Source organism: Streptomyces sp. NPDC048142, assembly GCF_043202835.1.
Classification (GTDB): Bacteria; Actinomycetota; Actinomycetes; order Streptomycetales; family Streptomycetaceae; genus Streptomyces.
In genome coordinates, this window is the sequence record NZ_JBIDBC010000021.1 from 108,027 (window position 1) to 126,658 (window position 18,632).

General features: G+C 71.7%; 15 protein-coding genes. 2 read left to right on the forward strand and 13 right to left on the reverse strand.

The window, feature by feature from the left end; all coding sequences use genetic code 11:
* Positions 1 to 197 precede the first annotated feature (197 nt).
* The gene (locus ACGF2Y_RS24605; protein WP_392951271.1) at positions 198 to 1,493 is read left to right on the forward strand and encodes an MFS transporter; all 1,296 of its coding nucleotides are present in this window, start codon (positions 198 to 200) and stop codon (positions 1,491 to 1,493) included.
* Here ACGF2Y_RS24605 and ACGF2Y_RS24610 read toward each other — a convergent pair.
* The 5 genes from ACGF2Y_RS24610 to ACGF2Y_RS24630 form a co-directional block, all read right to left on the reverse strand.
* Positions 1,468 to 1,971 carry a DUF4265 domain-containing protein gene (locus tag ACGF2Y_RS24610; protein ID WP_392951274.1) on the reverse strand — a complete coding sequence of 168 codons (504 nt, stop codon included), beginning with the start codon at positions 1,969 to 1,971 and terminating at the stop codon, positions 1,468 to 1,470. The genes ACGF2Y_RS24605 and ACGF2Y_RS24610 overlap by 26 nt on opposite strands.
* 299 nt (positions 1,972 to 2,270) lie before the next feature.
* Positions 2,271 to 4,502, reverse strand: coding sequence for a hypothetical protein (locus tag ACGF2Y_RS24615; protein WP_392951277.1), 2,232 nt, complete (start codon positions 4,500 to 4,502; stop codon positions 2,271 to 2,273).
* Positions 4,503 to 4,676: 174 nt separating this feature from the next.
* Positions 4,677 to 5,186: a DUF6113 family protein gene (locus ACGF2Y_RS24620; RefSeq protein WP_392951280.1), complete on the reverse strand. Its 510-nt coding sequence runs from the start codon at positions 5,184 to 5,186 to the stop codon at positions 4,677 to 4,679.
* A complete protein-coding gene (gene mshB / locus ACGF2Y_RS24625) occupies positions 5,183 to 6,199 on the reverse strand; it encodes an N-acetyl-1-D-myo-inositol-2-amino-2-deoxy-alpha-D-glucopyranoside deacetylase (protein ID WP_392951283.1) in 1,017 nt (338 codons plus the stop codon). Before mshB ends, ACGF2Y_RS24620 begins: the two co-directional genes overlap by 4 nt.
* 145 nt (positions 6,200 to 6,344) lie before the next feature.
* Positions 6,345 to 6,539, reverse strand: coding sequence for a hypothetical protein (locus tag ACGF2Y_RS24630; RefSeq protein ID WP_010063247.1), 195 nt, complete (start codon positions 6,537 to 6,539; stop codon positions 6,345 to 6,347).
* A gap of 176 nt (positions 6,540 to 6,715) precedes the next feature.
* Here ACGF2Y_RS24630 and ACGF2Y_RS24635 point away from each other — a divergent pair, with 176 nt between their 5' ends.
* Positions 6,716 to 8,842, forward strand: a complete 2,127-nt coding sequence (locus tag ACGF2Y_RS24635) for a prolyl oligopeptidase family serine peptidase (RefSeq protein WP_392951285.1) — start codon at positions 6,716 to 6,718, stop codon at positions 8,840 to 8,842.
* Between the two features lie 35 nt (positions 8,843 to 8,877).
* Here ACGF2Y_RS24635 and ACGF2Y_RS24640 read toward each other — a convergent pair whose 3' ends face one another.
* The 8 genes from ACGF2Y_RS24640 to ACGF2Y_RS24675 all read right to left on the reverse strand — a co-directional run bounded on the left by ACGF2Y_RS24640 (position 8,878) and on the right by ACGF2Y_RS24675 (position 18,631).
* On the reverse strand, positions 8,878 to 9,999 hold the full coding sequence (locus ACGF2Y_RS24640; protein ID WP_392951288.1) for a hypothetical protein: 1,122 nt from the start codon (positions 9,997 to 9,999) through the stop codon (positions 8,878 to 8,880).
* Positions 10,000 to 10,262: 263 nt separating this feature from the next.
* Positions 10,263 to 11,510 (reverse strand): ABC transporter ATP-binding protein, encoded by a 1,248-nt coding sequence (locus ACGF2Y_RS24645; RefSeq protein ID WP_392951291.1) that lies wholly within the window; start codon positions 11,508 to 11,510, stop codon positions 10,263 to 10,265.
* Complete coding sequence (locus ACGF2Y_RS24650; RefSeq protein ID WP_392951294.1) at positions 11,500 to 12,477, reverse strand: ABC transporter ATP-binding protein; 978 nt, start codon at positions 12,475 to 12,477, stop codon at positions 11,500 to 11,502. The genes ACGF2Y_RS24645 and ACGF2Y_RS24650 overlap by 11 nt, the downstream gene beginning before the upstream one ends.
* 13 nt (positions 12,478 to 12,490) lie before the next feature.
* Positions 12,491 to 13,468: an ABC transporter permease gene (locus ACGF2Y_RS24655; protein ID WP_392951297.1), complete on the reverse strand. Its 978-nt coding sequence runs from the start codon at positions 13,466 to 13,468 to the stop codon at positions 12,491 to 12,493.
* Positions 13,461 to 14,384 carry an ABC transporter permease gene (locus ACGF2Y_RS24660; protein WP_392951300.1) on the reverse strand — a complete coding sequence of 308 codons (924 nt, stop codon included), beginning with the start codon at positions 14,382 to 14,384 and terminating at the stop codon, positions 13,461 to 13,463. Before ACGF2Y_RS24660 ends, ACGF2Y_RS24655 begins: the two co-directional genes overlap by 8 nt.
* A gap of 256 nt (positions 14,385 to 14,640) precedes the next feature.
* On the reverse strand, positions 14,641 to 16,272 hold the full coding sequence (locus ACGF2Y_RS24665; RefSeq protein ID WP_392951303.1) for an ABC transporter substrate-binding protein: 1,632 nt from the start codon (positions 16,270 to 16,272) through the stop codon (positions 14,641 to 14,643).
* A gap of 195 nt (positions 16,273 to 16,467) precedes the next feature.
* Positions 16,468 to 17,580, reverse strand: coding sequence for an ABC transporter ATP-binding protein (locus ACGF2Y_RS24670; protein WP_392951306.1), 1,113 nt, complete (start codon positions 17,578 to 17,580; stop codon positions 16,468 to 16,470).
* On the reverse strand, positions 17,573 to 18,631 hold the full coding sequence (locus ACGF2Y_RS24675) for an ABC transporter ATP-binding protein (RefSeq protein ID WP_392951309.1): 1,059 nt from the start codon (positions 18,629 to 18,631) through the stop codon (positions 17,573 to 17,575). Before ACGF2Y_RS24675 ends, ACGF2Y_RS24670 begins: the two co-directional genes overlap by 8 nt.
* Position 18,632: the final 1 nt, after the last annotated feature.

Below are 18,632 nucleotides of genomic sequence, written 5' to 3' on the forward strand. Positions count from 1 at the left end.
CCGGCCCCGGCTGGGCTCGCTGGTCCCGCCAGTCCCGCCGATCCTGTCAGCCCTGCCGAACCCGCCGAACCCGCTGGTCCCGCCAGTCCCGCCAGTCCCACCGGTCCGGAAACCCGACCCCGCCGCCTCGCCCCCCGGGCTTTCGCGTCCGCGCGAAACAGTAACGGCTCCGGCGACCGCTTCCGGAGACTCCGCTCATGCGCACCTACCGCGAACTGTTCCGGACCCCGGAGTTCACCCCCTTCTTCGCGGCCGTCTCCGTGCAGACGGCCGCCCAGACCGCGACCGGCCTGGCACTGGGCACCCTCGTGTACGCGCGGACGGGCTCGCCCCTGCTGTCGGCGCTGGCCATGTTCGGCCCGTCGCTGGCACAGGTGGCCGGGGCGCTCACCCTGCTGTCGGCGGCGGACCGGCTGCCGCCGCGCGCCGCGCTGACCGCCCTGGCCCTGCTGTCGGCGGGGGCCGCCGGTGTCCAGGCCGCTCCCGGACTGCCGTTGTGGGCCGCGTTCGCCGTCCTGCTGGTGGTGGGCGTGGTCTCGTCACCGGGCGGGGGCGTGCGGTACGGGCTGCTCAACGAGATCGTTCCGCGCGAGGGATTCCTGCTCGGCCGCTCCGTGCTCAACATGACGGGCGGCGCGATGCAGATCTGCGGGTTCGCGGTGGGCGGGCTGCTGGTGGCGGTGTTCTCGGCGCGCGGCACGCTGCTGGCCGGGGCGGCCCTGTACACGGTCGCGGCGGCGGTGACCCGCTTCGGGCTGACCGCCCGGCCGCCGAGGGCCACCGGCCGCCCTTCGGTCCGCGAGACCCGGCGGACGAACGCGCTGCTCTGGTCTTCGGTGCCGCGCCGGTACGTGTTCCTGGCGCTGTGGGTGCCCAACGGACTCGTCGTCGGCTGCGAGTCCCTGTACGTCGCGTACGCACCCGGGTACGCCGGGATCCTCTTCGCCGGCGGGGCGCTGGGGATGCTGGCCGGGGACACGCTGGTCGGACGGTTCGTGACGGCACGGTGGCGGGCCCGGCTCGGGGCCCCGCTGCGGCTGTTGCTGGCCGCGCCCTATCTCCTCTTCGCCCTGCGGCCGGGGCTGCCCCTCGCGCTGGCTGTCGTCGTTGTGGCGAGCGTGGGCTTCGCCGCGAGTCTGCTGCTCCAGGAACGGCTGATGGCGCTCACCCCGGACGCGCTGAGCGGCCAGGCGCTCGGGCTCAGCTCCTCGGGGATGCTCGCGATGCAGGGGGTGGGGGCGGCCTTGGCGGGCGGCATCGCCCAGCTGACCTCCCCCGCGACGGGCATGGCGGCGGTCGCGGGGCTCTCGGTGGCGGTGACGCTGGCCCTGGCCCCGGGGCTGGCCCTGGCCCCGGGGCTGGCCCCGGTTTCCCCCCGGCCCGCCACAGACAACGCCCCGGGTTCCACACGTAACGCCCCGGCTTCCAGACGTAACGCCCCGGGTTCTCCACGCAACGCCCGGGGCGCTACGCGGCCCGCCAGGCGTCCGTGACGCACGAGACCTCGAACTGCCACCAGCCCTCGTCCCGGCCCCGGGCGAGCAGCGCCTTGACCCCGCGCAGGTCCGCACCGCCCGGCACGGTCAGGGCGACCAGCGGGAACTCGGCGCTGAAGACCTCTCCCGTGAGCCCGAAGCCGGCGAGCCGCTCGTGCACGGCCCGTGCGTCACGCCCGAGCGGGCCGTCCGGCACGGGCAGCACCCGCACGGTGCAGTTGCCCGATTCCGCCACCCGGCCCACGGCCCAGTGCACCCCGTCGTCGTCCGTCCGGAACCGTACGGTCTCGCCCTCGGCGACCCCGTCCTGGAGGAAGGGAACGTTGTCCACCCGTGCGGTGTCCGGGCCGAGCCGCGTCGCCCACAACCCCTCGGTGTCGTACGGCAGCCAGCCCTCGCGCGGGACGAAGCGGAACCAGACCTTGATCTGGTCGGCTTCTCGGGGCGGGCGTTCCGGACCGGCGGGGGAACTCATGGCCCCATGGTCCCCCGCGCGCGGCGCGCCCGCCTGTCCACCACGACGGCCGGGCACGACATCAGCTTCTGAGGCCGCGGAGCGCCCCCACCGCGCCCGAACGGCCAATTCCACGGCGTCCACCGTCAGTTGCCGGATCCATCGGCATCTTCTGAGGCTCCTGACGCACACCTCGACGGAACTCGTCGGCATCGCGGACAAGCCCTCCTCCGGCCCCTCCGCCGCTCCACCCCTCCGCCCCCGGCCGGAGACGTTCCCGGGCGGGGGCGGAGGGGTGGAGCGGGTGTCCGTGCGGGGCGTCAGCCCTGGCCGGTCAGGTCGATGGTGACCGTGCGCTCGGCCGGGGTCCTCCCGGCCAGGGCGGTCTTCATCGCCTGGGCCACGTCGTCCGCGCCGACCTGGTACTTCTTGCCGTCGCCCTTGACCGCCATGATGCCGTCGAAGACGCCGTCCAGCAGCGTGTCGATCGCCTTCTTGTCGTAGACCTCGACCAGCCGGCCGTCCACGGCCTTCATGGAGAGGATCTGCGGCAGCGACAGGGCAGGGCCGAACTGGATCTGCTTGGGACCGGCCTTGATGGTGATCAGGCCGGACATCGCGGGCTCGGCGAACTCCTTCATCGCCCGGTCCAGTTCGGCCTTGGTGATGGTGGGTTCGGTGGTGGTGACCGGGAGTTCGACCAGCCGGGCCTGCCCGGTCTGCACCTGGGCGCGGTAGGCGTCCCGGACCGAGACCAGGGACTGGCCGGCGTCCAGCGCCTTGCCCGGCTTGCCCGGCACCGCCACGGCCTTGTTCGGCTCGAAGCGGATCGTGCCGTCGTCGACCGAGCCCGAAGCGCCCGCCAGATCGGACAGGGCCACGCCGAGCTTCTCCTCGTCGACCGGGATCACCGGGTCGGCGGGGCGCTCCCCGCCGAACAGCGAACCGATCACCGAGACGGGGTTGTAGTCGCTGCCCGCCGCGCCGCGCACGGTCTCCTGGCTGTCCAGGGTGAGTCCCGCCTTTGAAGGGTCGAGCTTCTCCTCCTTGCCGTCCACCGACAGCTGGAGGGGCGTCCTGGCCCGCTCACCGAGGGTGGCTTCGAGCTTGGCGACCGCCTCCTCCTTCGTGCCGCCGCCGATGTCGACGCCGAGCACCGTGGTGCCCTTGGGGACCTCGGAGTGGTTCAGCAGGAGACCCGCCCCGTACGCGATGCCGAGCAGCACGACCGCGGCCGCCCCGAGCAGGACCAGCTTGGAGCGGCCCTTCTTCGCGGGGGCCGGGGCCGCGGCGGTCTGCCGCGCCGGACGCGGGGCGGCGGGGCCGGGCGCGGGAACACCGGGTTCCCCCGGACCGCCGGCTCCACCGGGTCCCCCCGGACCGCCGGGACCACCAAGTCCGTCGGGGGTTCCCGGGCCGCCCGGGAACGTGCCGCGGGGCTCGCTGGGCACCACGGGGATGCCGCTGGTCAGCGTGTCGCCCGAGACATGGCCGCCGGGGCCGGGCTCGGGCGCCGGGGCCTGCGGCGTGAGGATCGCGGTGTCGTCGGACATCCGGGGCGGTACGCCGCCGGGGACGCCCGGGACCATCGGCCCGGGACCGCCGAGGCCCGGGACGCCGTCGAGGTTCGGGGTCAGCGAGGAGCTGCCGGTGACCGGTCCCGTGGTGGGGCCGGACGGACCGGGCGTACGCGCTCCGGGGCCGGGGGCGGGACGCGGGCCTCCGCCGGGCGGCTCGGTGCCGTAGCCGTCGAGCGCGCTGCGGCCGGGGCCGGGCGCGCCCGGCCCGCCGCCGGACTGCGGGGCGTCCGAGAAGTACGGCAGGTCGGGACGCGAACGGCCCGCATCGCCGTCGGGCCCGCCACCGGGGCCGCTGAGACTGCCGGGGCCGGTAGGGCCGGTGAGGCTGCCGGGGCCGCCCGCACTCGGACCGCCGAGGCCGCCCGGACCGCCCGCGATCGGAGCGCCGGGGCCGCCGAGGCCGCCCGCACCGGAAGGAGCTCCGCCGGGGGCGCCGGGCGCGTCGGCGCCCTGGGTGGCTGCTCCCGGCCCGGTCGCCGGGGCCTTGCGCGGGGCGAACCAGTCACTGCCGCTCTTCTCCCGGGCCGGCTTCTCCGCGGGCGTCGGGCCGGCGGCGGGGCCGCCGTCCCTGGACCGGTCCGCGGGCGCTCCGCCGTCCGGGCCCGCGAAGCGGTCCCCCGGCCCCGATCCGGGTGCCGGCGGCGGTGTGCCGGGGCGTGGGGCGGCGCCGGTGCGCTCCGCGTCGGAACGGCCGCCGGCGGTGTCGCCCTCCGCCATCGGCGTACGCATCACGACCGGCGGGATCGGACGCGACCCGGGGATGTTGATCCGGATGCGCGTCGTCAGCGTCGTCTCGGTCTTCGGTTCCTCGGGCCGGGACGGATCCACGGATTCCGGGTTCTCGTCAGAGCCGTCCTGTGACGGGTGCAGCGACGGATACTGGCGGGATCCGTACGGCGGCGTACCCGACGGGTACGCGGCTCCGCCGCGCCCCTGGGGCCCGGAGGACGAAGTGTCAGTTTCACGACTCAAAGCAGGTTCTCCCGATTGGCTCCGCCGCCCGTACTTCCCCCATGCCGCAGGCCAGGGGACGGCTCGGCGCGCGCACCACCATACTGGCCGCCGCCGCCGGACACTCCGCGACCGGGGGAAACCTCCACCCGTGCATCACACCTGTGGGATCATTCCGGACCCGGACTTGGCACTTCACGCACCGGACCGGCCGCTGTGGATGGCTGATTGCGGCACTTTGGACGTGGTGGCGCACATCACAGCGGCGGCCGTCCCGCCGAGGATGAAAAGCACCAGGCCGAGCTCGTCGCCGAAGACGTAGTCGCCCTCCGGCCGGCCGCTCAGCAGAAGGAACACCGTGACGAACCAGCCCGCCGCCGGGGCGAGCGCGCCGGTCTGGGTACGGGTCAGGATCCGGCCGCCGTAGAAGAGGCCCGCGCAGCCCGCCAGCGCGATGATCAATCCGCCCGGGAACCAGGCGGCTTGGACGAGGGTTCCGGCGATCGCGACGAACACGCCGAGCACGGCGAGTCCCAAGTAGGCCGCGATCCGGCCCGGGTTCGGACGGGTGGCGAGGCCGGTGGGCTCGGGCGGCCCGGTCGGCGCGTTCCGCCGCGGCGCGTGGGCGGCGTCGGAGGCGTCGGAGGCGCGGGCAGCGCCGGAGGACTGCGCGCGGCCGCGGCCCTTGCCTGGTTTCCCGCTCATACCGCGCCCCCTGTGGTGCCTGTGGTGCCCGGAGCACCTGAAGCGCCCGATGTGCCTGTGGTGCTCGTAGTGCTGCCGGTAGCGCTTGTGGTGTCCGTGACGTCTGTGGTGCCCGTTGCTCCCGTGGCGTCCGGCAGGCCCGCGAACAGGTCACTCTCACGCGTCCCCTCGGGCACGCCCGGTGTGCCCCGCACGAGTTGGTAGCACTCGGCGGCCGTCAGCAGGGGCTGGCCCAGTCCGTTGGAGAGGGCGAAGAAGGGCCCGTCGACCGTGATCTGGGTGACGTGGGCGCGCATCGCCGCCGACTTCGCACCGGCGTACGCCGATCCGTCGATCTCCGCGGTGATCTGCTCCCCACCGGTCACGCCCGGGACGTCGTCCACGGCGGCGATGCCGGAGAAGGCCGCCGGGGCAGTCGTGCGCAGCCGGTCGAAGGCGGCCTCGATCACGGACCGCTCGACCCGGTTCCAGTAGATCTTGGCGATGGTGTGCGGTGCGTCGGAGCCGTACGCCGGGTCGGCGGCCAGACCGGCGGCGCGCATCGCGACGCGGTGGGCCTGGATGTGGTCGGGATGGCCGTAGCCGCCGTCCGGGTCGTAGGTGACCAGGACCTGGGGGCGGACCTCGCGGATCACCTCGACGAGGTGGGCCGCCGCCTCGTCCACCGGGGTGGACCAGAAGGAGCCGGGGCGGCCGTTCTGCTCGGCGCCCATCATTCCGGAGTCCCGGTAGCGGCCCGCTCCGCCGAGGAAGCGGTGGTCGGTGACGCCGAGCTCCTTCATCGCCGCGGCCAGCTCGCCGACCCGGTGAGGGCCCAGCGCGTCGTCCCGGTCCGCGGTGAGGCGGGCGAGCGGGGGCGGGATGACCTCGCCCTCCTCGCCGAGCGTGCACGTCACCAGGGTGACGTGGGCGCCCTCGGCCGCATACCTGGCCATGGTGGCGCCGTTGTTGATCGACTCGTCGTCGGGGTGCGCGTGCACCAGCAGCAGGCGGCGGGCGGGGAGCTCCTTCATGGGGACCACCCTACGAGCCCGAAGGCCCACCACGCCCCCGAGCCCGTCCCCGAGCCCCCGTGCCCCTTGCCTCCTCGCCCCGGGCCCCCGCCCGTCGTCGACTCCGCCCCGTCCGCCGCCCCCGCCCTCGGCCCTGGGTGCGGGGTCAGAATTTGATGCTGCTGATCATCCCCGCCACGTTGGTCGTCAGATCGGAGATGGTCGGCGCGATGGACGAGCTCGCGATGTAGAACCCGAGCAGCATGCAGACCACCGCGTGTCCTCCCTTCAGCCCGGACTTCCGGATCAGCAGGAAGACGATGATCGCCAGCAGCACTACCGCCGAAATCGAGAGCGCCACGGCGGTTCACCTCCATCAGTACGGTCGGGACGGGAGCAGACGCGGAGCCAGCAGGTTCCTACCCACCGAGCGCTACGGATCATAACTATCCGTGCCGACGCATTGATCGGGGCACAGCAGCACGAGGGGCGCACGAACCGTGCCACACAGCAGAGTTCGGAGCTAAGTTCAGAGCCATGACCTCGCAGAAGCTGTCCTTTCCCCGCCAGCAAGCACGGACCCAGCGCTTCACTCTCGGCGCACCTCGTGCCTTCACCGTCTCACCGGATGAGACACGTGTGATCTTCCTTCGGTCCACCTCCGGAACGGACCGGACCAACCGGCTCTGGGTACTCGACCCGGCGACCGGCGAGGAGCGCGTCGCCGCCGACCCCGAAGTCCTGCTGGGCGGATCGGCGGAGAAGCTGTCGGCGCGGGAGCGGGCCCGGCGGGAGCGGACCCGGGAGGGTTCGTCGGGCATCGTCTCCTACGCGGTGGACGCGGCGGCCGAGTTGGCGGCGTTCGCCCTGTCCGGAAAGGTGTACGTGGCCGAGCTGCGGGCCGGGACGGCGCGGGCGCTGCCGGTGCCGGGCCCGGTGATCGACCCGCGCCCCTCCCCCGACGGCCGGCACATCGCGTACGTGGCCAAGGGCGCGCTGCGGGTCGTGGCCGCGGGGGGCGAGGGCGACCGGGCGCTGGCCGAGCCGGAGGACTCCCATGTCACCTACGGTCTGGCCGAGTTCATCGCGGCCGAGGAGATGCAGCGCCACCGGGGTTTCTGGTGGTCGCCGGAGTCGGACCGGCTGCTGGTCGCGCGGGCCGACGAGAGCCCCGTACAGCGGTGGTACATCGCCGATCCGGCGCACCCGGAGCGCCGGCCCGCCGAGGTCGCCTACCCGGCGGCGGGCACGCCCAACGCCGAGGTGCGGCTCTTCGTCATGGACCTGGAGGGGGCCCGCCGGGAAGTGGTCTGGGACCGGGCCGCGTTCCCGTACCTGGCCCAGGTGCACTGGTCCTCCGCGGGCGCTCCGCTGCTGCTGGTACAGGCCCGGGACCAGCGCAGTCAGCGGTATCTGGCGGTGGACCCGGAGACCGGTGCGACCCGGATCGTGCATGTCGACGAGGACCCGGTGTGGCTGGATCTCTTCCCCGGGGTGCCCGCGTGGGCGCCGGACGGGCGGCTGGTGCGGATCGCCGACGAGGGCGGCGCACGGGTGCTGGCGGTCGGGGACCGGCTGCTCACGGGGTCACAGCTGCACGTCCAGTCGGTGCTGGACATCGGGGAGTCCGACATCCTGGTCTCGGCGGTGGCCGGTGAGGACGCGGTCGAGCCGGAGATCGGGCAGATCCATGTGTACCGGGTCAACGAGCTGGGAATCGAGCGGATTTCCGAGGGGGTGGGTGTGCACTCCGCGGTCCGCTCGGGTGGTCTGGCGGTCGTGGTCTCGGCCGTTCCCGAGGAGCCCGGAGCCGCCGCGTGGGTGGTGCGGGACGGCAAGCGGCTGGCCCGGATCGCGACCTTCGCCCAGGAACCTGTGCTCTCCGCCCGCGTGACCCTCACCGAGGGGGGCGCACGGCGGATTCCGTGCGCCGTGCTGCTCCCCTCGGACTACCGGGAGGCGGACGGTCCCCTTCCGGTCCTGATGGATCCGTACGGCGGTCCGCACGGACGCCGCGTGGTCGCCGCCCACAACGCGCACCTGACCTCGCAGTGGTTCGCGGACCAGGGCTTCGCGGTGGTCGTGGCGGACGGGCGGGGCGCGCCGGGCCGCTCGCCGGGCTGGGAGAAGGCGGTGCGGGACAACCTCGTGCTGACCATGGAGGACCAGGTCGAGGCGTTGCACGGGCTCGCGGACCGGTTCCCGCTGGACCTGTCCCGGGTGGCGATCCGCGGCTGGTCCTTCGGCGGCTATCTGGCCGGGCTCGCGGTGCTGCGGCGGCCCGACGTCTTCCACGCGGCGGTCGTGGGCGCTCCGGTGACGGACCAGCGGCTGTACGACACCCACTACACCGAGCGCTATCTCGGCGACCCGGCCGAGCAGCCCGAGGTGTACGCGTACAACTCGCTGCTCACCGACGACGGTCTCTCCGAGCCCGCCGACGAGGTCCGGCCGATGATGATCGTGCACGGTCTGGCCGACGACAACGTGGTGGTCGCCCACGCCCTGCGGCTGTCCTCGGCGCTGCTGGCGGCCGGGCGTCCGCACGAGGTGCTGCCGCTGAGCGGGGTGACGCACATGACGCCGCAGGAGCAGGTCGCGGAGAACCTGCTCCTGCTCCAGGTGGACTTCCTCAAGCGGTCGCTGGGGCTGACCGGAAGCTGAGTGCCCCCTCCCCCGCCCGCCTCTCCCTCACAGGCTCACCAGCGGGGCGGCGAGGAGGGCGGCGGGGACGAGGGCGGGGGTCCGAAGCCACCGCCCTGCGGAGGACCGGGGACGGGCGGGTGCCCGGGGACGGGCGGGTGCCCGGGGGCGGGCGGGTAGCCCTGGGCGCCCGGCCCGCCGGGGCCCTGAGCACCCCAGGGCCCCGGCGGGCCCCAGCCGCCGCCCCAGGAGTTCGGGCCGCCCCACGGGCCCGTGGCTCCGCCGGGGGACCGCTCGACACCCTTGCGGGCGAGGACGATGATCACGGCGACGCCGGCGAGGAGCGAGGTGACGAAGCTCAGCAGGTTCAGCTGCTCCTCGATGTCCATGTCGGCGAACCCGTCGAACATGTCGAAGTGGATCGCGCGCGCCACGCCCAGCACACCGGAGCAGAGCACGAACCCGCCCGCGATCAGGCCGAGCGGTCGCGCGTTGACCGCTCCCGCGACCGCGCCGACGGCCGCCACCAGGAACATCAGGACGAGCACCGCGTTGACCCACCCGGGCGGCCCCTCGGTCAGCGGGGTGTGCAGGGGCCTCCCGCCGATGAACCACGCGGGATAGAGGCTGGACGGATAGACGAACGGCTGCCGGATCTCCCAGCCGGCGAAGACCACGGCCTGGAAACCGAGGAGCAGGAAAGCGGCCACCCCCGCCCCGCGCCCGGGACCCAGGGGACGCGTCCCGCCCTCGGGTGCGGGGCGGCGGCCCGCGGCCCCGGCGACGATCAGGCCGATGGAGGCGGCGAGCGCCGCGTACGTGGTGAGCAGGGCCCGGTCGCGCAGGTCCTCCGGGGCCAGGGCGTCACCGACCGTCCAGACACCGGGCAGCCGCAGCGCGAAGGTGACGATGCCGGTGACGATCAGGACCGAAGCGGCGGCGGTGGAACGCAGCGCCGCCACGGCGGCCGCGAGGTAGGCCACCAGCAGGACGAAGGTGGTGGAGGAGGTGGTGGGCCGCAGGGCTGTCCGCAGGTCGGCGGTGCCCGCCCAGTACTCCCACACGCCCACAGGCCCGTCGGCGGCCCGCACATCCCGCACGATCCAGGCCAGGGCCATCAGTGCCAGCACCGCGCAGAGAACTGCCCCGGTGATTCTTGCTCCCCGTGTAAGTGTCACCCGGTGATACTCCATTGCCCCGAACGGATGAACAAGTGCGCTCGGGAGCGGGACCGGGAGCGGGACCGGGAACGGGGCCTGAAGCGAGTCCGGAAGCGGGACCGGGGCGGGGCCGGGAGCGGCGGGCGACCGGCCGGAGCGACAAGACGACGCTCCGGCCGGTCCACGGCACCCGCACGGCCGTACGCTGTTCAGCATGCAGCGTCCGTATATCGGTGCGGCGACGGCGAAGTTGCCTGCCTGTTAACGAATGTGACGCTGCTTCATGACGTTTCGCCCTCGGTGCGCCCCGGTTCTCCCCGCTCCTCCGTGGGGCCCGGTCCCTCCGGCTCCTCCGTGGGCCCCGGCCCCGGGACCTCCGTGGTCCCAGGGGCCTCCGGCTCGTCCTCCGTCGGCACCACGTGCTTCTCCTCCGCGAAGTGACACGCGGAGTCGTGGCGGGCCGGGGTGTCGACGAGCCGGAACTCCGCCGGGACCGCCAGCAGGGGGACCTCCAGTTCGCACCGCTCCTGCGCCTTCCAGCACCGGGTGCGGAACCGGCAGCCCGAGGGGATGTTGGCGGGCGAGGGGACGTCGCCGTGCAGGATGATCCGTTCCCGGTGGGCGCGGGCCGTCGGGTCCGGTACGGGGACGGCGGACAGCAGCGCCTGGGTGTACGGGTGGGTGGGGTGGTCGTAGATCTCCGCGTCGGAGCCGATCTCCACGATCCGGCCGAGGTACATCACGCCGACCCGGTCGGAGATGTGCCGGACGATCGAGAGGTCGTGGGCGATGAAGACGAAGCTGAGGCTGAACTCCGCCTGGAGCCGGTCCAGCAGGTTGACGACCTGGGCCTGTACGGAGACGTCGAGCGCGGAGACCGGTTCGTCGGCGACGATGATCTCCGGGTTGAGGGCAAGGCCGCGGGCGATGCCGATGCGCTGGCGCTGGCCGCCGGAGAACTGGTGCGGATAACGGTTGATGTACTCCGGGTTGAGGCCGACGACGTCCAGCAGGTCCTGCACGCGTCGCCGCCGGCTGCCCTTCGGGGCGACGTCGGGGTGGATCTCGTACGGCTCCCCGATGATGTCGCCGACCGTCATCCGCGGGTTCAGCGAGGTGTACGGGTCCTGGAACACCATCTGGATGTTGCGGCGCACGGCCTTCAGCGCCCGGCCGGACAGCTTCGCGATGTCCTCGCCCTTGTAGCGGATCGCGCCGGCGGTGGGGCGTTCCAGGTGGACGAGCATCCTGGCGACGGTCGACTTGCCGCACCCCGACTCCCCCACGATGCCCAGCGTCTCGCCCGCGTACAGGTCGAAGTCGACGCCGTCGACGGCCCTGACCGCGCCGATCTGCCGCTTGAAGAGGATGCCCTGGGTCAGCGGGTAGTGCTTGGCCAGGTCGCGGACCTGAAGGATCGGGTCGCCCTGCGTGTACGGCGTGACGGCGTCCTCCCGCGCCTTGGACAGCAGGGTGGAGCCGGCCGCGCCCGCACCGGTCCCCTCGCTCTCGTCGCGGTCAGCGTGCATCGAGCGTCTCCTTCCAGAAGTGGCAGGCGCTCCGGCGCTGCTCGTCCACCTCGTAGAGCGGCGGCACGTCGCTGCGGCACACGTCCTGGGCCATCGGGCAGCGGGGGTTGAAGGCGCAGCCCGGCGGGATGCGCGTCAGGTTGGGCGGCAGGCCCTTGATCGCGTAGAGCTCCTGGCCCTTCTGGTCCAGGCGCGGGATCGACCGGAGGAGGCCCTTGGTGTACGGGTGGGCGGGGGCCTGGTAGATCTCGTGGACGGGGGAGGTCTCGACGATGCGGCCCGCGTACATCACGGCGATCTTGTCGGCGACGTCGGCGACCACGCCGAGGTCGTGGGTGATCAGGATGAGGCCCATGTTCAGCTCGCGCTGGAGCTCGGCGAGGAGTTCCATGACCTGGGCCTGGACGGTGACGTCGAGGGCGGTGGTCGGCTCGTCGGCGATGATCAGGGACGGTTCCAGGGCCATCGCCATGGCGATCATGATGCGCTGGCGCATCCCGCCGGAGAACTGGTGCGGGTAGTTGCCGACCCGTTCCCTGGCGGCGGGGATGCGGACGCGGTCCATCAGCTCGACCGACCTGGCCTTCGCGTCCTTGCGGGACATGCCGCGGTGCACGACGAACATCTCGCCGAGCTGCTCGCCGACGGTGAGGACCGGGTTCAGCGAGGACAGGGCGTCCTGGAAGATCATGGCCATCTCCTGGCCGCGGATCTTGCGCCGCTCCTCCGGCTTGAGCTTCAGCAGGTCCTGGCCCTTGAAGAGGATCTCCCCGCCGCTGATCTTCCCGGGCGGCATGTCGAGGATGCCCATGACCGCCTGGGCGGTGACGGACTTGCCGGAGCCGGACTCGCCGAGGACGGCGAGCGTCTCGCCCTCGGCCACCGAGTAGTTGACCCCGTTGACGGCCTTGGCGACGCCTTCGCGGGTGTGGAACTCCACGTGCAGATCGCGCACTTCGAGCAACATGGCAACCGGCTCCTCAGCGCAGCTTGGGGTCGAGGGCGTCGCGCACCGCGTCGCCGAGCATGATGAACGCGAGCACGGTGACCGCCAGCGCGCCGGCGGGCCAGAGCAGCATGTGCGGGGCGTTGCGGATGTAGTTGGCTGCCCCGGAGATGTCGATGCCCCAGGAGACGGCCGGGTCCTTCAGGCCGACGCCGAGGAAGGACAGGGTCGCCTCCAGCGAGATGTACGTGCCGAGCGCGATGGTCGCCACGACGATGACCGGGGCGATGGCGTTCGGGGTGATGTGGCGCAGCATCATCCGGGAGTTGGAGGCGCCGAGCGCGCGGGCCGCCTGGACGTAGTCGTTCTGTTTGGCGGTGATGACCGATCCTCGGGCGATGCGGGCGATCTGGGGCCAGCCGAGCAGGACGATGAAGCCGACGACGGGCCACACGGTGGAGCTGGTGACGACGGAGAGGAAGACCAGGCCGCCGAGGACGACGGGGATGCCGAAGAAGACGTCGGTGAGGCGGGAGAGGACCGAGTCCCACCAGCCGCCGAAGAAGCCCGCGAGGCCGCCGAACACACTGCCGAAGATCGCGACGCCGAGCGTGGCGCAGACGCCGACGGTCACCGAGGTGCGGGCGCCGTACACGACCCGGGTGTAGACGTCGCGGCCCTGCGGGTCGAAGCCGAAGGGGTGGCCGGGCTCGGAGCCCTTCTGGGCGTCGTCCAGGTCGGCCTGGAGGGGGTCGCCGCTCGCGATGAGCGAGGGCCAGATCGAGATGATCACCAGGAAGAGGATGACCAGCGCGGAGACGATGAAGACGGGGTTGCGCCGCAGGTCGCGCCAGGCGTCCGACCACAGGCTGCGGGGCTTTCCGGCCGGTCCCGTGCCCTCGGGGCCTCCCGGGGTCTTCTCCAGGCTGGCGCCCTCCTCCAGGGCGAGGTCCATCGCGCCGCCGGCTCCCGCCGGGGAGATCGCTCCGTCCGATGACTGCGGCTCAGGCATAACGGATCCTCGGGTCGAGTACGGCGTACAGGAGGTCGACGATCAGGTTGGCGGCCAGGAAGACGAGGACGAGGATCGTGACGAACCCGACGACGGTCTGGGAGTTCTGGCGCAGGATCCCCTGGTAGAGCTGGTAACCGACCCCGTGGATGTTGAAGATCCGCTCGGTGACGATGGCCCCGCCCATCAGGGCTCCCACGTCGGTGCCGATGAAGGTGACGACGGGGATCAGCGAGTTGCGCAGCAGGTGCCGTACGACGACCCGGCGGCGGGGCAGGCCCTTGGCGACGGCGGTGCGTACGTAGTCGGCTCGGGCGTTCTCGGCGATCGAGGTCCGGGTGAGCCGGGTGACGTAGGCGAGCGAGACCGAGGCGAGGACCAGTCCGGGGACGAGCAGTTCGTCGAAGGTGGCGTCCGACGAGACCGAGGGCTTGATGACGCCCCACTTGACGCCCAGCAGGAGCTGGAGCAGCAGGCCGGTGACGAAGGTCGGGACGGCGATGACGACCAGCGTCAGGATGAGGACGGTGGTGTCGACGGGGCGGCCGCGCCGCAGTCCGGTGACGACGCCGAGGCTGATGCCGATGACGACCTCGAAGACGATCGCGACGATGGTGAGCCGGATCGTGATCGGGAAGGCCGTGGCCATCAGCTCGGTGACCTTCTGCCCGTTGAACGCGGTGCCGAAGTCGCCGGTGAACACGTTGCCCATGTACGTGAGGTATTGCTGCCAGACCGGCTTGTCGAGGCCGAACTCGGCGCGTAGCTGGGCGGCGGTGGCCGGATCGCACTGGCGGTCGCCGCAGAGGCCCGCGATGGGGTCGCCCATCACGTTCACCATGAGGAAGATCAACAGCGTGGTGCCGAAGAAGACGGGGATCATCTGCAGCAGCCGCCGGATCACATAACGTCCCATGAGGGGCTCCGGAGGTCGGGGCGGGCGGGCGGACGACGTGGCGGGGCCTCGGGGGGCCGGGTGAGCGGTTCCGGGCGGGTGGTGCGCGGACCCGTCCCGCCGGTCAGCCGACGGGGCGGGTGGCGCGCGGACCACCGGGGCCGACCCGGGCGGGATACGGGAGCGCGGACGGCCGGGGCCGACCCGGCGGGCGGGGTGCGGGAGCGCGGACGGCCGGGCGCGGGTCGGGCGTCCCGGCGGTCCGTGTCTCAGCGCGTCACTTGACGGTGATCTCTTCGTAGACCGGGACGCTGAACGGGTTCAGCGCGACGTTGTCGATCCGGTCCGAGTAGCCGGCGCTGCCGTTCTGGTACCAGAGCGGGATGACCGGCATCTCCTCGACGAGGATCTTCTCCGCGTCCTGGAAGGTGGTGACGGCCTGCGCCTTGTCGCTCTCGGCGTTGGCCTCGTCGACCAGGTCGTCGAACTGCTCGTTGCTCCACTTGCCGTCGTTGGAGGGGGCGTTGGTGTAGTAGAGCGGCTGGAGGAAGTTCTGGATCAGCGGGTAGTCCATCTGCCAGCCCGCGCGCCAGGCGCTGTTCAGCTGCTGTGTGGAGACCTGGGCGCGGAAGTCGGCGAAGGTGCCGACGGGGCCGCCGACGCACGCCCGGTTGTCGCCCATGACGTTGTTGATGCTGTTGCAGACGGCGTCGACCCATTCCTTGTGGGAGCCGGTGTCCGCGTTGTACGAGATCTTCAGCTGGCCGCCGGGGATGCCGCCGCCCTCGTCGATCAGCCTCTTGGCCTCGGCCTTGTCGTACGTGCACTCCTTGCCGCAGAGCCCTTCCTTGAAGCCGCCCTCCTCGCCGAGGACCGGGGAGGTCCAGTCGGAGGCGGGGGTGCGGGTCTTCTGGAAGATCTGGTCGGTGATCTGCGGCCGGTTGATCGCCATCGACAGGCCCTGGCGGACCTTGCGCGCGTCGTCGGTGTTCCACTCCTCGTCGTAGAAGGGGAAGGCCAGGGTCTGGATGATGCCGGCGGGGGTGTTGATGTACCGGTCGCCGAGGTCCGTCTCGACGTTACGGAGCTGGGAGGCCGGCACGTCGTCGACGAGGTCGAGGTTGCCCGCCGTCAGGTCGGTGTAGGCGGTGTTGTTGTCGGTGAAGACTTTGAGGTCGACGCCGCCGTTCTGCGCCTTGTCGTCGCCCGGGTAGTCGTCCCACCTGCGCAGGCTCATGGCGGAGCCCTTGGCGTACGAGTCGATGGTGTAGGGGCCGTTCCCTACGGGCTTGGACAGCCAGGCGTCGTGGTCGTCGTAGAACGCCTGGGGCAGGGGGACGAAGGCGGAGTAGCCGAGGGTGTCGGGCCACAGGGAGAACTTCTGGGTGAGCGCGGCGGTGAAGGTCAGGTCGTCGACGACCTCCAGGCCGGACAGGCTCTCGGCGGAGGCGGATCCGGACTCCGGGTGGACCTCGTCGTAGCCCTCGATGTACTGGAAGAAGTAGGCGTTCTTCTGGTTGTTCTTCAGCGCGGCGCCGTAGTTCCAGGCGTCGACGAAGGACTTCGCGGTGACCTTCTCGCCGTTGGAGAACGTCCAGCCGTCCTTCAGCTTGATCGTGAAGTTCTGGGAGTCCGTCGTGTCGATGGACTCGGCGACCATGTTCTTGGCCTCGCCGGTCCTCGGGTCGTAGCGGATCAGCCCGCGGAAGACCATGTCGAGGACCTTGCCGCCCTGGACCTCGTTGGTGTTGGCGGGTTCCAGCGGGTTCTGCGGGTCCCCCCAGGAGGAGCTGACGATGCCGTCGGCACCGCTGCCGCCGCTGTCGTCATCACCGCCGCCGCAGGCCGTCGCTGCCAGGGCGACGGCCACCGCACATGCGGCCCACCTGACCTGTGTGGCTCCGCGCATGAAGTGCCTCCTAGAGTCATCGAGTAGCTCAATGCCTCATATCACCCCATAGAGCCACGTACCGCATGTCGGCTTACCCCGTACGAGCGGGCGCGGCGATGAACGCGACGATGCCCGGCCCCCTCGGGGGACCGGGCATCTGCCGTTCACGAACAGGAAGCAGGAACCGAAAGCGGTTACGCCGCGTGCGCTTCCTCAGCTGACGAGAACGGCCCGCTCCTCTGCGAAGTGGCACGCCGACTCATGCGTGGCGGGCGTGGTCCCCGCGACGAAGCGCTCGGGGATCGCCAGCAGGGGCTCCTCCGTCGCGCAGCGCTCCTCCGCCTTCCAGCACCGGGTGCGGAAGCGGCAGCCCGAGGGCGGGTTCGCCGGTGACGGGACATCACCGGTCAGGATGATCCGGTCGCGTTCCTCACGGGCCGACGGGTCCGGGACCGGGACCGCCGACAGCAGCGCCTGGGTGTAGGGGTGCGTCGGGTGGTCGTAGATCTGCGTGTCCGTGCCGATCTCGGCCATCTTGCCGAGGTACATGACGCCGACCCGGTCGGAGATGTGCCGGACGATGGACAGGTCGTGCGCGATGAACAGGTAGGACAGGTTGAACTCGTCCTGGAGCTGCGCCATCAGGTTGATGACCTGCGCCTGCACCGACACGTCGAGCGCGGAGACCGGCTCGTCGCAGACGATGATCTCCGGGTTGAGCGCGAGGCCGCGGGCGATGCCGATGCGCTGGCGCTGACCGCCGGAGAACTGGTGCGGATAGCGGTTGATGTACTCCGGGTTCAGCCCGACGACGTCCAGGAGCTCCTGGACCCGGCGGCGCCGGTCGCCCTTCGGGGCCACCTCGGGGTGGATCTCGAAGGTCTCCCCGATGATGTCGCCGACCGTCATCCGCGGGTTCAGCGAGGTGTACGGGTCCTGGAACACCATCTGGATGTTGCGGCGCACGGCCTTCAGCGCCCGGCCGGACAGCTTGGTGATGTCCTGGCCCTTGTAGAAGACCTCGCCGGCGGTCGCCCGCTCCAGCGTCATCAGGAGCTTGGCGACCGTGGACTTGCCACAGCCGGACTCCCCGACGATGCCCAGGGTCTCACCGGCGTACAGGTCGAAGGAGATCCCGTCGACGGCCTTGACCGCGCCGATCTTCTTCTTGAAGAGGATGCCCTGCGTCAGCGGGAAGTGCTTGACGAGGTTCCGCACCTGGAGGATGGGCTCGCCCCGGCCCGCGGGCGCGTCGACGGCGGCTACGGTCTCCGCCTCGGAGACGTTCGGGGTGGCGTCCACGGGCTCCTTCTTGAGCTCAGCCATGGATCGTCTCCTTCCAGAAGTGGCACGCGCTGCCGCGGCCGACCAGCTCAAGGCCGTCCTGCTCGGTCACCGGGGCGAGCGGCGGGACGTCCGTACGGCAGATGTCCTGTGCCTTGGGGCAGCGCGGGCTGAAGGCACAGCCCGCCGGGATACGCGTGAGGTTGGGCGGGAGGCCCTTGATCGCGTAGAGCTCCTGGCCCTTCTGGTCCAGGCGCGGGATCGAGTCCAGCAGGCCCTTGGTGTACGGGTGGGCCGGGCGGCCGTACAGCTCGCCGACCGGTGCCGTCTCCACGATCCGGCCCGCGTACATCACGGCGATCTTGTCCGCGACGTCGGCGACGACGCCGAGGTCGTGGGTGATCAGGATCAGACCCATGTTGTACTCGCGCTGGAGCTCGGCCAGCAGGTCCATGACCTGGGCCTGGACCGTCACGTCGAGCGCGGTGGTCGGCTCGTCCGCGATGATCAGGTCCGGCTCCAGGGCCAGCGCCATGGCGATCATGATGCGCTGGCGCATACCGCCGGAGAACTGGTGCGGGAAGTCCGAGATACGGGCCGCCGCCGCCGGGATCTTGACCTGGTCCATCAGCTCGATGGACTTGGCCTTGGCCGCCTTCTTGGACAGACCCTGGTGCACCCGGAACATCTCGCCGAGCTGGTAGCCCACGGAGAGCACCGGGTTCAGCGAGGACAGCGCGTCCTGGAAGATCATCGCGATCTTGCGGCCGCGGATCTGCCGGCGCTCCTCGTTGGACATCTTCAGCATGTCCTGGCCGCGGAAGAGGATCTCGCCCTGCGTGATCTTCCCGGGCGGCATGTCGAGGATGCCCATGATGGTCTGCGCGGTCACGGACTTGCCGGAGCCGGACTCGCCGAGCACCGCGAGCGTCTCGCCGGCGCTGACGGTGTAGTTCACACCGTTCACCGCCTTGGCCACACCGTCGCGGGTGTGGAACTCCACGTGCAGGTCACGGACGTCGAGCAGTGGGCCGTCGCCGCTTACGGACTCCCGCGGTGCGGGGACGTGAGCCGTCTTGTCGATGGTGGTCACG

Coding starts and splice junctions, on each gene's coding strand:
- ACGF2Y_RS24620 (WP_392951280.1), bottom strand. CDS start 5,186: ATGAGCGGGAAACCAGGCAAGGGCCGCGGCCGCGCGCAGTCCTCCGGC.
- ACGF2Y_RS24670 (WP_392951306.1), bottom strand. CDS start 17,580: ATGGCTGAGCTCAAGAAGGAGCCCGTGGACGCCACCCCGAACGTCTCC.
- ACGF2Y_RS24610 (WP_392951274.1), bottom strand. CDS start 1,971: ATGAGTTCCCCCGCCGGTCCGGAACGCCCGCCCCGAGAAGCCGACCAG.
- ACGF2Y_RS24665 (WP_392951303.1), bottom strand. CDS start 16,272: ATGCGCGGAGCCACACAGGTCAGGTGGGCCGCATGTGCGGTGGCCGTC.
- ACGF2Y_RS24650 (WP_392951294.1), bottom strand. CDS start 12,477: ATGTTGCTCGAAGTGCGCGATCTGCACGTGGAGTTCCACACCCGCGAA.
- ACGF2Y_RS24660 (WP_392951300.1), bottom strand. CDS start 14,384: ATGGGACGTTATGTGATCCGGCGGCTGCTGCAGATGATCCCCGTCTTC.
- ACGF2Y_RS24635 (WP_392951285.1), top strand. CDS start 6,716: ATGACCTCGCAGAAGCTGTCCTTTCCCCGCCAGCAAGCACGGACCCAG.
- ACGF2Y_RS24645 (WP_392951291.1), bottom strand. CDS start 11,510: ATGCACGCTGACCGCGACGAGAGCGAGGGGACCGGTGCGGGCGCGGCC.
- mshB (WP_392951283.1), bottom strand. CDS start 6,199: ATGAAGGAGCTCCCCGCCCGCCGCCTGCTGCTGGTGCACGCGCACCCC.
- ACGF2Y_RS24655 (WP_392951297.1), bottom strand. CDS start 13,468: ATGCCTGAGCCGCAGTCATCGGACGGAGCGATCTCCCCGGCGGGAGCC.
- ACGF2Y_RS24605 (WP_392951271.1), top strand. CDS start 198: ATGCGCACCTACCGCGAACTGTTCCGGACCCCGGAGTTCACCCCCTTC.